Genomic DNA, 12,325 nt, shown 5'->3' with positions numbered 1-12,325 from the left:
TTTTGGGCAGACATATAGTGGAGCTTAACAAAGAAGGCTGGCAAAACCCGCTATGCGGGCCGCTGGTCGCGTTCGCCTGCCGACACGCCGGTCTCCGTCCGATCCGATCGGCATCGAATCCATTCCACCCCGTATCAGAGACGAGGAATCGCATGCCGGCCTGGGAGTACATCACCACCCCGCTGCTCATCCACAACACCGCGGCCATCCTGAACAACTGGGGATCCGAGGGCTGGGAGCTCGTGCAGGTCGTGCAGGGGCCGGAGGGCGGCCTCGTCGCCTACCTCAAGCGCCCGGTCGGCGGGGAGTCGTCGGCCGCGGCATCCGCCGGCGCCGCCGCAGCCGCCCAGGCCGCCAAGCAGTTCGAGGGAGAGGCCTGATGGCCGCCGTCGAGGCGCGGCTCGCCGAGCTCGGCGTCGAGCTCCCCGAGGTCGCCCCGCCCGTGGCCGCCTACGTGCCCGCGGTCGTGAGCGGCTCCTACGTCTACACGTCGGGCCAGCTGCCGTTCACGGCGGGCGCCCTGCCCGCGACGGGCAAGGTCGGCGACGGGCACGGGCTCGTCCCCGCCGACGACGCCAAGGAGTACGCACGCACCTGCGCGCTCAACGCGCTCGCGGCCGTGCGCGCCGAGCTCGGCTCGCTCGACCGCATCACCCGCATCGTGAAGCTCGTGGGCTTCGTGGCATCCGACCCGTCGTTCACCGGCCAGCCGGGCGTCGTCAACGGCGCGTCCGAGTTCCTCGGCGAGGTCTTCGGCGACGCCGGACGCCATGCGCGCTCCGCGGTCGGCGTCGCGGTCCTGCCGCTCGACGCGCCGGTCGAGGTGGAGCTCATCGTCGAGTTCGCGTAGTCGCGCGGGCGTACGCGCCCGAGACGACGGATGCCGCGGCGGGAATGCTCCCGGCCGCGGCATCCGTGTCTCAGGGCCGGGTCACTGCACCTGGCGGGTGATCGCGGTCATGACGGACGTGTCGGCGAGCGTCGTCGTGTCGCCGACCTGCCGGCCCTCGGCGAGGTCGCGCAGCAGGCGGCGCATGATCTTGCCCGAGCGCGTCTTCGGCAGCTCGTTGACGATGAAGACCTGCCGGGGACGGGCGATCGCGCCGATCTGCATCGCGACGTGCTTGCGCAGCTCCTCGGACGCGACGGCCGGGTCGTCGATGTGCGAGACCTGGCTGGCCTTCAGGATGACGAACGCCACGACGGCCTGCCCCGTGGTCTCGTCGGATGCGCCGACCACCGCGGCCTCGGCCGTGTAGGGGTGCGCGACGAGCGACGACTCGATCTCGGCCGTCGACAGGCGGTGGCCCGAGACGTTCATGACGTCGTCGACCCGGCCGAGCAGCCAGATGTCGCCGTCCTCGTCTCGGCGTGCGCCGTCGCCGGCGAAGTACTTGTCGCCGAACTTCTCCCAGTAGGTCTCCTTGAACCGCTCGGGGTCGCCCCAGATCCCGCGCAGCATCGACGGCCACGGCTCGGTGATGACGAGCAGGCCGCCGCCCTCGCCGTCGACCCGCTCGCCGTCGTCGGAGAGGATGTCGACCGAGACGCCCGGGATCGCGACCTGCGCGCTGCCGGGCTTGAGGTCGGTGACGCCCGGCAGGGCCGAGATCATGATGGCGCCCGTCTCGGTCTGCCACCACGTGTCGACCACGGGGATGGAGCCGCCGCCGATGACGTGGCGGTACCAGATCCATGCCTCGGGGTTGATCGGCTCGCCGACCGAGCCCAGCAGGCGCAGCGAGCGCAGGTTGAACTCGTGCGGGATCTGCCGGCCCAGCTTCATGAACGAGCGGATGGCGGTGGGCGCAGTGTAGAGGATCGTGACGCCGTACTTCTCGACGATCTCCCACCAGCGGCCGGGATGCGGCGTGTCGGGCGTGCCCTCGTAGAGCACCTGGGTCGCGCCGTTCGCGAGCGGGCCGTAGACCACGTAGGAGTGGCCGGTGATCCAGCCGACGTCGGCCGTGCACCAGTACACGTCGCGCTCGGGGTGGAGGTCGAACACGTTCCGGTGCGTGAACGCCGCCTGCGTGAGGTAGCCGCCCGAGGTGTGCAGGATGCCCTTCGGCTTCCCGGTGGTGCCCGACGTGTAGAGGATGAACAGCGGATGCTCGGCGCCGAACGCCTTCGGCTCGTGCTCGTTCGACGCCTCCCCCACGGTGTCGTGCCACCAGTGGTCGCGGCCGTCGACCAGTTCGACGTCGTTCTCGCCGCGGCGGACCACGAGGACGTTCCGCACGGTGCCGCCCTCGGCCTTCTGCAGCGCCTCGTCGACGACGGGCTTCAGCGGGAACACCTTGCCCTTGCGGTAGCCGCCGTCGGCGGTGATGACGAGGGATGCCTCGGCGTCGTCGATGCGCGACGCGAGGCTGTCGGCGCTGAATCCGCCGAAGACCACCGAGTGCACCGCGCCGATGCGCGCGCACGCGAGCATCGCGACGACGGCCTCGGGGATCATCGGGAGGTAGATGGCGACGCGGTCGTGCTCGCCGATGCCGAGCTCGGTGAGCACGTTCGCGGCGCGCTTCACCTCGTCGGTGAGCTCGGCGTACGTGACGTCGCGCGAGTCGCCGGGCTCGCCCTCCCAGTGGAGGGCGACGCGGTCGCCGATGCCGGCGGCCACGTGACGGTCGAGGCAGTTGACGGCGACGTTGAGCTCGCCGTCGTCGAACCACTTCGCGAACGGCGGGTTCGACCAGTCGAGCGTGCTGGTGAAGGGCTTCTCCCACTGGAGCAGTTCGCGGGCCTGGTCGGCCCAGAAGCCGAGGCGGTCGGCCGCGGCTGCTTCGTAGAGGTGCTTGTCGGCGACGGCCTGGGCGGCGAACTCGGGGCTCGGGCGGAAGCGCCTGATCTCCTCGAGTGCGTGATCGATCTGAACGGTCATGGTTCTCCGGTCGCTCCTTCGCGAGTGGTGCATCGGTTGGGTCGCCTGCCCCACCAGCACATTACCTCCCGTCGCCGGACACGTCGTAACGGGTGGGTCACACCGGGTCGCATGCTCTTCCGAGCGCCCGTGGGAGCGGTTACTGTGCCTTTGCGCAGAGAAATCTGTACGTCCGCACAAATGAGGACAAATAATGCTTGCGCATCCTTCCTGAAGCCATACACTGGGTACCGCCCGAACACTCGTTTCGAGGCCTGCAGCGCTCGCGATTCCCCCCAATCCTTGCGCTGCCGAGGCGGCACCTGTTCCCCCCAATGGGTGCCGCCCCCTTTCGTTTAAGGGCAGCGCATCCTTCGGGAGCGAAGCATCCGAGACGAGTCCTCCTCCACAACGACGTGGGGGAGGCTCCTCTCCCCAGCCGCTTGCCGCGCTCGTTCACGCGGATGCCGCCGACCGTACGGTCGTCGCATGACCACCCCGTTCGTCGCGACGCCGTCCTGGCTCCGATCCTCGGCGTCCGATGCCGCCGAGGTCGCGTGGCTCGCCGGTGCGGTCGGCGGCGCGGTCGGCTCAGATGCTGCGGGCACCTCCGGTGCGGTGCGCCCGGGTGCAGCGGGGGAGCCCGATGTCCCGAGCGACGCGGGCGCGCAGACGTTCGGCGCCTCGCCCGTCGCCCGACCCGACCCCGCCGCCCGACCCGACCTCTCGCTCCTCGGGCCGCTCGCGCCGTTCGCCGCCGCCGGCCCGGTGACCGACCTCTTCGTGAACGGCGACCGCGGGCTCTGGATCGACCGCGGCTCCGGTGCGGAGCGCGAGCCCGCGTGGTCGGCCGCAGAAGACGAGGTGCGCGCGCTCGCGATCCGGCTCATCGCGCGGGGCGGCCGTCACATCGACGAGGCGACCCCCGCCGTCGACGTCCGGCTGGGCGGCGGCGTGCGGGTGCATGCCGTGCTGCCGCCCGTCTCCACGCGGGGCACGGTCATCTCCATCCGGGTGCCGCGCGTCGCCGGCTTCCCGCTGCGCGCGCTCGCCGCGGCCGGCATGCTCGATCCCGGCCAGGAGGCGATGCTGCGCGACGCGGTCGCGACGCGGCGCAACCTGCTCGTCACCGGCGCGGCCGGCGCGGGCAAGACCACCCTGCTGGCGGCCCTGCTGTCCGAGGCCGATCCCCGCGATCGCATCGTGCTCATCGAGGACGTCGCAGAGCTCGCGGTCGACCATCCGCACGTGGTGTCCCTCGAGGCACGCCAGGCGAACCTCGAGGGCAGCGGCCGGCTCGGGCTCGACGCGCTGCTGCGCGAGGCCCTGCGCATGCGCCCCGACCGACTCGTCGTGGGCGAGTGCCGCGGCGCCGAGCTGCGCGAGCTGCTCTCCGCGCTCAACACCGGCCACGACGGCGGTGCCGGCACGCTCCACGCGAACTCCCTCGACGACGTCCCCGCGCGGCTCGAGGCCCTCGGATCGGCGGCCGGGCTCGACGCGCACGCGGTCGCACGGCAGGCGGTGAGCGCGTTCGACCTCGTGCTGCACGTCGAGCGGGTCGACGGGCGCCGCCGGCTCGCCGGCATCGGACGCTTCGCCATACGCGACAGGCGACTCGGGGTGGTGCCGCAATGACGGCGGCCACGAGCCTGCGCAGTCGGGTCGCGACCCGGCTGCGACGCCGGCAGCGGGATCCGGCGGCTGAGCTCGACGCCGTCGCGGCGATCGCCGAGCGGCTCGCGGTGCTGCTGTCGGCGGGCGTGCCCGCGTCGGTCGCGTGGTCGCACGTCGACGTCGGTCCCACCGACGCGGGCGTTGCCGGTGACGACGACGACGTCGCGGTGCTGCGCGCGGCCGCGGCGGCGGCCGCCGGCGGCGCGTCCGTTCCCGCCGCGATCGCGTCCGCCCGTGCCGGCGCGTCGCGCACGTCCACGCGATGGGCGATCCTCGGCGCGGCCTGGGAGGTCGCGGTCGAGTCCGGCGCCCCGCTCGCGTCCGGCCTGCGCGAGCTGGCCGGCGCGCTGCGCGACGAGGCGCAGCTGCGTCGCGAGGTCGGCACCGCGCTCGCCGGCCCCGTCTCGAGCGCCCGGCTGGTGCTGGCGCTCCCGCTCATCGCGGTGGTGTTCGGGGCGGCCTTCGGGTTCGACACGGTCGGGGTGCTCTTCGGGAACCCGCTCGGCGTCGCCTGCGTCGGCGGCGGCGTCCTCCTCCTCTGGGCGGGGCGCCGATGGAGCCGCTCGCTCGTGGCGCGGGCGACCTCGTCCGAGGCGGAGCGCGGGCTCGAGCTCGAGCTCGTAGCCATGGCCCTGTCGGGCGGCGCCGCCGTCGAGCGCGCCCGCGCCATCGTCCGGGAGGCGCTGGCATCAGTCGGCGGCACCGCCGCATCCGTGGCCGACGACATCGACGGCGTGATCGCCGTCGCCGCGCGAGCGGGCGCTCCCGTGGCCGACCTCCTCCGCGCCGAGGCGGCGCGCCGACGACGGTCCGCTCGGGCCGACGGCGCAGCCCGCGCCGCGGCGCTCGGCGTGCGCCTCATGCTGCCGCTCGGCGTCTGCGTGCTGCCCGCCTTCGTGCTGCTCGGCGTCGTGCCGCTCATCGTCTCCGTCGTGACGGGCACCCTCGGCGGTGCCGCATGACGATCCCGACTCGTGCCGCCCGCCCGCCGGTCACCCGGCGCAAGAAGGAAGGAACACCACCATGCACCATCATCCCGGCGACGCGCCGCCCACCGTCGCCCCCGTCGCCGGCCGCGCGCCGGCGTCACCCGCCGCCGCACCGTGCGCCCGTGCCTCCGGGTGCGTGCATCGGATGCTCCGGCGCCTCTCGGGCGAACGCGGTGCTGCGACCGCCGAGTACGCCGTCGCCACGATGGCTACTGTCGATCAGATAAGGCCGATTTGAAGGATTGCCGATGTCGAAGAAGAAGCGCGGGACGAGCGAAGCAACCGAGCTCATCGCCGTCAAGGTGATGACCGAGCAGCGCTGGGCGTATGAGCGACGCCTGGAGCACCGCAGCTACGCCCAGATGCGCGAGCTCGTCGCCAGGCCTGAGGCTGACGGCGGCTTGGGCTACGACGTCAGCGAGCACCGCCTCAAGTCGCTCGTGGGCGGCTACCGCGACCGGATGGCCGAGGTGGAGGTCATGCACGTCGAGGAGCATCGCGAGCGCGAGCTCACCGACCTCGACATGGTGCAGCGCTACGCCCGCGCCGCGATGGAGAAGGCCGCCGCGGCGGGCAGCTTCGACGACAAGGCCGTCGACCGCTTCCTCAAGGCCGGTGAGTCACGTCGCAAGCTGCTCGGTCTCGACTCGCCCGCTGAAGCCAAGGTCGACGTGAGCAACGATGAAGCCGTCACCGAGGAGCTCAACGCCATGCTGGCCCGCGCCGGCCGGGGCCCGCTCGCCAAGGTGCACCACGACGCGGTCACCGAGGAGCTCAATGCCATGCTCATCAGTCTCGGCGAGGAGCCCATCGAGCCGCACTAGAAGGGCAAGGCCGCTCGGCGCTGACTTCAGCGCTGCACCGGCCTGACGACGCGTGTGCCTGCCGCCGTAGGGAGGTCTGGCTCGCCTTCGCTGAGCTCGTGGCGGGCGTTTCGGTTCCAGCGCACCCCGTTTGCGTCCTCGAAGGCGAGGATGGGCACCCATTGCACCAACCAGTCGGCGGGCGGGTTGGGGTTGCGGGGGTGTTCGCTCTCCCGTGAGATATCCCAGCTCTCGCCTGGCTGCATCCGAACGCGATGTTCCGTGGCGACGGCAGGAAGTGGGAACCCCTTCCCGTCGAGCTCGTGGATAGTCACGGTCACATCACTGATGACGTCGTTGCTCCCGTTCGTCACTTCCGTGGTCTCGGTCCTGAGCTCGGTCGTGGGCCTACCCATGCCCGTGAAGCCGCTCGGCTCGACCTTCGTGCGGGTCGGATACGAAATCCACACACGCTGAGCCTGCTTCCGCCTGCGCTCGCGTCGATCCTCGCGCCGGTCATACAGACCCTGACCGAGCAGGAAGAGCGCGATGCCCGCGGTCGCAATGCCGCCGATTGCGCCGACCCATTCGGCGACGGTCCCGACGTCGATGATGACTGTCCATGGCTGCCCCATCCGGCAAGCATGCCGAACGCCCCGCCGAGGTTTCAATCTCCTCGACGGGGACGTCGGTGGGGCACATCGCTAGAGCAGCATCTTCAGCAGCGCTAGGGTGACTACCGCGAGGGTAGAGAGCGCGCCAACGAAGACGGCTGCCGCCTTCACGAACGCGGTGAGCGCCTTTACGCCGGCAATGAACTTGCCGTCGACGCGATGTGTGGGCGCGGGTTTGCCGCCCTTCCCTGATTTACCCGTATTATGGGTACCCATAGGCATCCCTCCTTGGGATTCCTAGCCCGGACTGCAATCCGGGGGTAATCGAACAGATTCCTTGACGAGAGCTCGCCGTAATGGCGGGCTTTCGTGCTCTTCCAGAGTGACAGTGAGCGTAAATCCGCGGGGGGTTGTTCGCCCTGAGCGGAGCGCCGCCCGCTCCCTGGAACCGACCAGAGGCGCTCGCATTGCTGCGAATGTCGGTGGCTGGTGCTATCGATGCTACGGCGACCCACCCACGCCGCGGCCGGCGCCGCGGGCGAGTCGCGGTGTCGCGAGTGCTACGCGCTCACGTGCATGCCAGAGCCCCCGGTCAGCGCAACCGGGGGCTCTGGCCGGGCCGCACCCAATCGGCCCGATGACCGCGGCGTGAAGGAAGGCCGCCGCGGGGTCTCTTGCTAGTCGAGTTCGCGCCGTCGCTTGGCCGCCTCGCGCTTGCGTCGCGTGACGATGCGCTCGTGAACCCGTTGCGCCTGCGCCTCAAGTCGGAGGAGCACCGTTTCTCGCTTGGCTGGGTCCTGCACGCCGGGGCGGGCGGGGTGGTGACCCTTGAGGGGGCTCATCGGTCACCCAGAGTGGGTGGCGGCGCGGGCGGCGTGTAGGTGTAGGTCACCGAGGCCGAGCCGTCGGGGTGCTCCACGACCTCGGGCCCGCTCATCCCGACGGTGTCGCCACGCCACAGCCCGATTCCGCCGTGCTCGATGTACACCTTCGCGCGCCGCTTGTGCTCGTCGACGTCGTGCGCCTCGGGGTTCCACGGCTTGATCCTGAATGTCCACTGGTTCATCGGTTCTTTCCTTTCGCTGTGAGGGTCAGGGGCTAGAGGATTGGCTGTCTCGCCGCCCGCTCAAGGGCCGCCAGGCGGCGCTCATGGTCTTGCACGAGCGGGAGGAGCGCGAGCGCGAGGCGTTCGTACCGGATGCCGGCGGGCTGGCCTTCGGCGTCGCGGTAGACGAGCCAGTCGAGGCCGAGCTCGGCGACGTCTTCGGCGATGAGGCCGAGCTCGACGTCAGCATCGTCGCCGAGCTCTTCGACGGCGGCGATGTACCGGAACGTGACGAGCTGGAGCGCCAGGATGGTCGCGGGGTCGAGCTCAGCGGCGGCCTCGTCCCGCTTGTAGCGACGTGACGAGGGCACGTGCCCGACGCGGCCGCCGTCGCTCGTCGAGGCGTAGGTCGCGAAGTAGGACGTGGTCAGCACCGTGACGGGCACATTGGGCATCCGCACTTGACCAGCGACCGAGAGGTTGCCAGCGATGGCGACATTGCCGGGCGGCGCCTCGATGAGCGCGTCGACCTGGGCCTTGTTGTAGGCGTCGTTGGCGATGTAGTCGTCGAGCTGCGCTTGGATGTCTGTGATGAGCGCGGTGAGCTTGTCGACCGAGCGGTAGGCGGCGGTGCCGCTGTTCGCCGCCAGGTCATCGATCCGGTCGCGAAGCGACTGGAGCTCGTAGGCCAGACGCTGGATGTCGTCGACCGGGGTGCGCGGGTCGAGGCTCATGAGCGCGCCCCCCGTGCCTGAATCTCGCTGGTGCTGAGCGCCGGCTTGCGGCGCACGTCGCCGTCGCCGGCCGTGCCTGAGACCGACGCCCGGTTGCGGCGGGTGGGCTGCTGCTGGTCGCTTTGCTCGGCGTCGCGGTGACGGCGGGTCGTGCCGCGGCTTCTCGCCGCCTGCCGTTCTGAGGCGGTGGGCTCGCCGCTCGGCTCGGGCTCCATGGACTCCTGGTAAGCCCTATTGCGGGCGCCAACCCGCGTGGCCCAGGCCGCCTGGCGTGCGCTGTTGCTACTGGTCATCGCTTCTTTCCCTTCTTCGTTGCGTTGGTGTCGTTGGTGCGTGATATGCGGCAACGGTGGCGGTAGGCGGCCATGAGCGCGTCCATCTCGGCCCATTCGGCCTCGGTCAGGGGGTCGCGCACGAGGAGGTCGGCGAGCCGGTCATGCTGCGCCTGCTGGGCGAGCTCGACCCACTTGGCTGCCCGCTTGGCGGTGTTCTCGTGACCCGGCCACTTGGTGCCGAGCCAGTGGAGCGCACCAAGGTAGAAGTCGGCATCCGAGTCGAAGTCGTGACGCCGCGGCCGGCTCATCGTGCTCGCCCGCTCTCTACGTTGACGAGCACTTGAAGGTCGAGCCGGGCCAGCTCGACCAGGACGGCCAGCACCGCGACCGAGTCGGCCTCTTCGACCATGCGGTAGGCCCGCTGGATCGCGTCATCGATGCGCCAGTGCACGAGCGCCAGGCGTTCGGCGTATGACCCGCGTGCGCCGTTGTGCTCGCGGGTGAGGATGGCAACCTCGCGGTGCACGGTTGCGAGAGCGAGGTCGAGCTCTTCGGCGATTGCAGGCCGCGACGCGCCGCGAATGAGGCGGTGCATGACTTGGGCGCCGAGCGATTCCGGCTCGAAGTCCTCAGCGAGCTCGTCGTCGAGGCCCGGCTCGAAGCCGTCGACGGGCGTCGGTTCGGTCGTAATGCTCATGGCTCAGTCCTCCATCCAGTTGTCGTCGGCCTGGTCGAAGATCGGGGGTGGCTTGCGTGCCGCGGTGGGAGGCTCGGCCTCGTCGCCCTCGGCTTCGACTTCCGGCTCATCTGCGGCGCCCTTCTTGCCCTTGCGTCGCTTGACGGGCTTGAGACGGTCGAGCTCGTCGCGAGCCTTGCCGACCGCCTCGCGAAGGCTCTGAAGGGCGACGCTGAGGTCGAAGGTGTAGCTGTCCCTGCCAACCGCGACGGCGAGCTGGCTGCCGCCCGCGTCGTGCTCGGCGTACATGTGCAGCACGCCCAGCCCGGCGTTGAGCTCGACCGAGGCCTGCTCGGCCATCCTGAGCGCCGTGACCGCGGTCTTGAGACCGGCCTCGGCCTTCGCTGCGGCCGACAGCGACCAGACCTCGCGGTCATCCGCGACAGCCTGACGTAGCGCCGCGATCACGACCGGCTGCGCCTGGTCGATTGCAGCCACATTCGCGACCGCGACTTCGCGCTGGGCCCTGAGCTCTGCGACCGGCGATGTGTCGGCGAGCTCTTCGCCGGCGGCCAGTGCCCGCGCCCGGCGCGCCACCTCGTCGACCTCTGCCTGAGCGACGGCGTGGTCGAGGCGGGCGCGCTCAGCCCAGATTGCGGCCGTGCGCTCCTGGAGAGCGTGAGCCGCCTTGAGGGCTGCCGCCGTCTTGGCTGGCGCGCCAGGCGGGAGGTCGATCCAAGTGCGATCGATCAGGATGCTGTCTTCATTGCGCATGGTGGTTACTCCTTGTCGGTGTTGGTGAGGTCGAACGTGTGTGTCAGAGCGGGCGCCGCATCGGGGAGGTACCGAGCGAAGGCGTCGGCGAAGTCGCTGCGCTGCCAGCCCTTGTGGGTGCCACCGGCGCCGGCGTCGAAGCGGATGGTGTGGGCGGCGACGATGCCGTAGCTGTCGAAGTGGCGGCCGATGAATCGGGCATCGATCTGGCCCTTGCCGCCGAGGTCGATCCAGGGCGCATCCTCGAGTGCGATGAGCTCGCCGAGGAGGTCGACCGACCGGATACGCTCGCGGCCGTCGAGGATGCGGCGCACGTCGGCGAGGAGCCGGATGCCGAGCGACGCCGGGCGCGCCTTCGAGCTGGCGACGATATCGACAGCGGCCTCACGCGCCAGGCGCGGCCAGTCACCGCCCGCCGCGTCGGCGACCGCGAGGAGCGGCTCGAAGACGTCGGCGTCGCGGTCGGTGATGCCGTCGGGCATTTCGGGCCACGGGTTACCGATGCAGTGCCGCACCGAGTCGGCCCAGGCTTCCAGTCGCGTGCAGGTGACGTCGAGCTCGCTGCCGTTCTGGCGCTCGCGGTAGGGCTCGACGACCTCGCCGCCGGCGCGGCGACGCATGGGCACCGCTACCGAGCGTGTGCGGATGGTGTCGGGCAGCTCGCCGAGGCCGGCCATGGCGACCGGGGCGAAGGTCGTGAATTCCTCCAGCACGGTCTCCTTGCCGCGCACTGCGGCGCGACTGTACTTCGCTCCGCGCCGGTGGCCGCTGTTGAGGATGCCCCGCAGCTCTTCGGCGGCGGCGTCGCGGGCGCGCGTTCCGAACAGGGTGTCGACCTCGTCGAAAAGCACGGTCGGCGCCGGGTCGCTGGCGTCGATGCGCCGGGCGAGGAAGGCGACCGACGTGTTCATGGTCTCGACCGGGTCGTGCACGAGCTTCGCGAGCACTTCGAGGGTGCGGCTCTTGCCCGACCCAGGCTCGGGGCTGTGAATCCAGAGGCGAGGCGTCGAATCGAAGAGGTCGACGAGGTGGGTGTGGGCGACCCACAGCGTGACGGCGACCTCGTGGTGCTCGCTCGGCAGCACGACGAATCGGCGAATCTGGCGCCGCACCTCGCCGAGCGTGCCGACGCGGCGCTCGGCGAGCTCGCGCTCGCCCACCCTGACGCGCTCGGCAACCTCGGGCGAATTCCAGGCCCGCATGAACTTCTCGGCCCGCTTCGCCTTCTTGGCCGCCTTCTTGCCCATCAGAGCCGCCCCTGCCGCTGGAGCAACGCGACCAGGGCAGCCTCAGCGTCGTCGGCCCACTCGTCGTGCGTGGATGCCCGCTGACGGTCGCGGTCGGCCCGCTGCCGCCATCGAGCGGCCTCACCCCGATAGAAGGCCTCAAGCATCGCGTCATCGCCCACGGGCGGCGTAGCGGGCCCATCGAGTACGGCGCGGCGGGCCTCCTCGGCGACCGCGTCATCGGCCAGGCGCTTGGCGAGGCGTCGCAGCGCGATACGGCTCAGCCCGTTCGTGAGGCCAAGGCGCTCGGCAGTCTCGATCCAGTAAGCCTCGACCTCGACGTCATCGAGGCGGTCGGGCTTGCGGCGCTTCTCCTCGGTCTTCGTCGGCGGCAGGCCCGCGGCGATTCGCTCCGCGCGGTACTTCGCCCAGCGCTTCTCAGCGTCGCGCCGGCCCTGCTCGGGCGTGCCGGCCATCAAGCGCCGCCTCGGGACGGCTTGAGCAGCGCCGCGAGGCGGGCCCGCTGGGAGGGCGACAGGGGCGGTGCGACGAGCGCGATGCGCGCGAGCACGCCCTCGGGGTCGAGGTCGTCGGCAGAAGCCATGATCGGTGATCCCTTGTGGAGAGGGGATGCCGATCTGGTTCG

The 12,325-nt window shown here is 70.9% G+C and carries 18 protein-coding genes; 5 read left to right on the top strand and 13 right to left on the bottom strand.

Annotated features, from left to right (window positions below; translation table 11 throughout):
• The first annotated feature begins 152 nt into the window (after nucleotides 1-152).
• Together ACWEOH_RS02465 and ACWEOH_RS02460 are read left to right on the top strand one after the other, a co-directional pair.
• The gene (locus ACWEOH_RS02465) at nucleotides 153-380 is read left to right on the top strand and encodes a hypothetical protein (protein WP_092676002.1); all 228 of its coding nucleotides are present in this window, start codon (nucleotides 153-155) and stop codon (nucleotides 378-380) included.
• Nucleotides 380-850 carry a RidA family protein gene (locus ACWEOH_RS02460; RefSeq protein ID WP_452027942.1) on the top strand — a complete coding sequence of 157 codons (471 nt, stop codon included), beginning with the start codon at nucleotides 380-382 and terminating at the stop codon, nucleotides 848-850. The genes ACWEOH_RS02465 and ACWEOH_RS02460 overlap by 1 nt, the downstream gene beginning before the upstream one ends.
• Before the next feature lie 81 nt (nucleotides 851-931).
• Here the strand turns inward: ACWEOH_RS02460 and acs are convergent, their stop codons facing one another.
• Nucleotides 932-2,887: an acetate--CoA ligase gene (gene acs, locus ACWEOH_RS02455; RefSeq protein WP_452027940.1), complete on the bottom strand. Its 1,956-nt coding sequence runs from the start codon at nucleotides 2,885-2,887 to the stop codon at nucleotides 932-934.
• 468 nt (nucleotides 2,888-3,355) lie between these two features.
• Between acs and ACWEOH_RS02450 the strand changes: the two genes are divergently transcribed.
• The 3 genes from ACWEOH_RS02450 to ACWEOH_RS02440 all read left to right on the top strand — a co-directional run bounded on the left by ACWEOH_RS02450 (nucleotide 3,356) and on the right by ACWEOH_RS02440 (nucleotide 6,356).
• Nucleotides 3,356-4,504, top strand: a complete 1,149-nt coding sequence (locus ACWEOH_RS02450) for a TadA family conjugal transfer-associated ATPase (protein WP_452027938.1) — start codon at nucleotides 3,356-3,358, stop codon at nucleotides 4,502-4,504.
• Nucleotides 4,501-5,505, top strand: coding sequence for a type II secretion system F family protein (locus ACWEOH_RS02445; protein ID WP_452027936.1), 1,005 nt, complete (start codon nucleotides 4,501-4,503; stop codon nucleotides 5,503-5,505). Before ACWEOH_RS02450 ends, ACWEOH_RS02445 begins: the two co-directional genes overlap by 4 nt.
• A gap of 275 nt (nucleotides 5,506-5,780) precedes the next feature.
• Nucleotides 5,781-6,356, top strand: coding sequence for a hypothetical protein (locus ACWEOH_RS02440; protein ID WP_452027934.1), 576 nt, complete (start codon nucleotides 5,781-5,783; stop codon nucleotides 6,354-6,356).
• A 26-nt stretch (nucleotides 6,357-6,382) separates the two neighbouring features.
• On the opposite strand, the gene ACWEOH_RS02435 is transcribed toward ACWEOH_RS02440, so the two are convergent.
• The 12 genes from ACWEOH_RS02435 to ACWEOH_RS02380 all read right to left on the bottom strand — a co-directional run bounded on the left by ACWEOH_RS02435 (nucleotide 6,383) and on the right by ACWEOH_RS02380 (nucleotide 12,283).
• Nucleotides 6,383-6,970 (bottom strand): hypothetical protein, encoded by a 588-nt coding sequence (locus tag ACWEOH_RS02435; protein ID WP_452027932.1) that lies wholly within the window; start codon nucleotides 6,968-6,970, stop codon nucleotides 6,383-6,385.
• Between the two features lie 69 nt (nucleotides 6,971-7,039).
• Complete coding sequence (locus tag ACWEOH_RS02430; RefSeq protein ID WP_452027930.1) at nucleotides 7,040-7,225, bottom strand: hypothetical protein; 186 nt, start codon at nucleotides 7,223-7,225, stop codon at nucleotides 7,040-7,042.
• Between the two features lie 401 nt (nucleotides 7,226-7,626).
• On the bottom strand, nucleotides 7,627-7,791 hold the full coding sequence (locus ACWEOH_RS02425) for a hypothetical protein (RefSeq protein ID WP_452027928.1): 165 nt from the start codon (nucleotides 7,789-7,791) through the stop codon (nucleotides 7,627-7,629).
• A complete protein-coding gene (locus tag ACWEOH_RS02420) occupies nucleotides 7,788-8,015 on the bottom strand; it encodes a hypothetical protein (RefSeq protein ID WP_452027926.1) in 228 nt (75 codons plus the stop codon). Before ACWEOH_RS02420 ends, ACWEOH_RS02425 begins: the two co-directional genes overlap by 4 nt.
• A gap of 32 nt (nucleotides 8,016-8,047) precedes the next feature.
• Complete coding sequence (locus ACWEOH_RS02415; protein ID WP_452027924.1) at nucleotides 8,048-8,728, bottom strand: tail fiber domain-containing protein; 681 nt, start codon at nucleotides 8,726-8,728, stop codon at nucleotides 8,048-8,050.
• A complete protein-coding gene (locus ACWEOH_RS02410; protein ID WP_452027922.1) occupies nucleotides 8,725-8,943 on the bottom strand; it encodes a hypothetical protein in 219 nt (72 codons plus the stop codon). The genes ACWEOH_RS02415 and ACWEOH_RS02410 overlap by 4 nt, the downstream gene beginning before the upstream one ends.
• Before the next feature lie 74 nt (nucleotides 8,944-9,017).
• The gene (locus ACWEOH_RS02405; RefSeq protein WP_452027921.1) at nucleotides 9,018-9,311 is read right to left on the bottom strand and encodes a hypothetical protein; all 294 of its coding nucleotides are present in this window, start codon (nucleotides 9,309-9,311) and stop codon (nucleotides 9,018-9,020) included.
• Entirely contained in the window at nucleotides 9,308-9,700 is a 393-nt protein-coding gene (locus tag ACWEOH_RS02400; protein WP_452027920.1) for a hypothetical protein, read from the bottom strand. The genes ACWEOH_RS02405 and ACWEOH_RS02400 overlap by 4 nt, the downstream gene beginning before the upstream one ends.
• Nucleotides 9,701-9,703: 3 nt before the next feature.
• A complete protein-coding gene (locus ACWEOH_RS02395) occupies nucleotides 9,704-10,453 on the bottom strand; it encodes a hypothetical protein (RefSeq protein WP_452027919.1) in 750 nt (249 codons plus the stop codon).
• Between the two features lie 5 nt (nucleotides 10,454-10,458).
• The gene (locus ACWEOH_RS02390; protein ID WP_452027917.1) at nucleotides 10,459-11,700 is read right to left on the bottom strand and encodes a DUF3631 domain-containing protein; all 1,242 of its coding nucleotides are present in this window, start codon (nucleotides 11,698-11,700) and stop codon (nucleotides 10,459-10,461) included.
• A complete protein-coding gene (locus ACWEOH_RS02385) occupies nucleotides 11,700-12,155 on the bottom strand; it encodes a hypothetical protein (protein WP_452027916.1) in 456 nt (151 codons plus the stop codon). The genes ACWEOH_RS02390 and ACWEOH_RS02385 overlap by 1 nt, the downstream gene beginning before the upstream one ends.
• Nucleotides 12,155-12,283: a hypothetical protein gene (locus tag ACWEOH_RS02380; protein WP_452027914.1), complete on the bottom strand. Its 129-nt coding sequence runs from the start codon at nucleotides 12,281-12,283 to the stop codon at nucleotides 12,155-12,157. Before ACWEOH_RS02380 ends, ACWEOH_RS02385 begins: the two co-directional genes overlap by 1 nt.
• Nucleotides 12,284-12,325 lie beyond the last annotated feature (42 nt).

Source organism: Agromyces sp. NPDC004153 (assembly GCF_053603635.1).
The sequence above is the reverse complement of the archived record's forward strand: the minus strand, read 5'-3'. Positions and strand labels throughout refer to the sequence as shown.

Coding starts and splice junctions, on each gene's coding strand:
- ACWEOH_RS02405 (WP_452027921.1), bottom strand. CDS start 9,311: ATGAGCCGGCCGCGGCGTCACGACTTCGACTCGGATGCCGACTTCTAC.
- ACWEOH_RS02395 (WP_452027919.1), bottom strand. CDS start 10,453: ATGCGCAATGAAGACAGCATCCTGATCGATCGCACTTGGATCGACCTC.
- ACWEOH_RS02465 (WP_092676002.1), top strand. CDS start 153: ATGCCGGCCTGGGAGTACATCACCACCCCGCTGCTCATCCACAACACC.
- ACWEOH_RS02450 (WP_452027938.1), top strand. CDS start 3,356: ATGACCACCCCGTTCGTCGCGACGCCGTCCTGGCTCCGATCCTCGGCG.
- ACWEOH_RS02415 (WP_452027924.1), bottom strand. CDS start 8,728: ATGAGCCTCGACCCGCGCACCCCGGTCGACGACATCCAGCGTCTGGCC.
- ACWEOH_RS02410 (WP_452027922.1), bottom strand. CDS start 8,943: ATGGAGCCCGAGCCGAGCGGCGAGCCCACCGCCTCAGAACGGCAGGCG.
- ACWEOH_RS02425 (WP_452027928.1), bottom strand. CDS start 7,791: ATGAGCCCCCTCAAGGGTCACCACCCCGCCCGCCCCGGCGTGCAGGAC.
- acs (WP_452027940.1), bottom strand. CDS start 2,887: ATGACCGTTCAGATCGATCACGCACTCGAGGAGATCAGGCGCTTCCGC.
- ACWEOH_RS02430 (WP_452027930.1), bottom strand. CDS start 7,225: ATGGGTACCCATAATACGGGTAAATCAGGGAAGGGCGGCAAACCCGCG.
- ACWEOH_RS02380 (WP_452027914.1), bottom strand. CDS start 12,283: ATGGCTTCTGCCGACGACCTCGACCCCGAGGGCGTGCTCGCGCGCATC.
- ACWEOH_RS02445 (WP_452027936.1), top strand. CDS start 4,501: ATGACGGCGGCCACGAGCCTGCGCAGTCGGGTCGCGACCCGGCTGCGA.
- ACWEOH_RS02385 (WP_452027916.1), bottom strand. CDS start 12,155: ATGGCCGGCACGCCCGAGCAGGGCCGGCGCGACGCTGAGAAGCGCTGG.
- ACWEOH_RS02400 (WP_452027920.1), bottom strand. CDS start 9,700: ATGAGCATTACGACCGAACCGACGCCCGTCGACGGCTTCGAGCCGGGC.
- ACWEOH_RS02440 (WP_452027934.1), top strand. CDS start 5,781: ATGTCGAAGAAGAAGCGCGGGACGAGCGAAGCAACCGAGCTCATCGCC.
- ACWEOH_RS02420 (WP_452027926.1), bottom strand. CDS start 8,015: ATGAACCAGTGGACATTCAGGATCAAGCCGTGGAACCCCGAGGCGCAC.
- ACWEOH_RS02460 (WP_452027942.1), top strand. CDS start 380: ATGGCCGCCGTCGAGGCGCGGCTCGCCGAGCTCGGCGTCGAGCTCCCC.
- ACWEOH_RS02390 (WP_452027917.1), bottom strand. CDS start 11,700: ATGGGCAAGAAGGCGGCCAAGAAGGCGAAGCGGGCCGAGAAGTTCATG.
- ACWEOH_RS02435 (WP_452027932.1), bottom strand. CDS start 6,970: ATGGGGCAGCCATGGACAGTCATCATCGACGTCGGGACCGTCGCCGAA.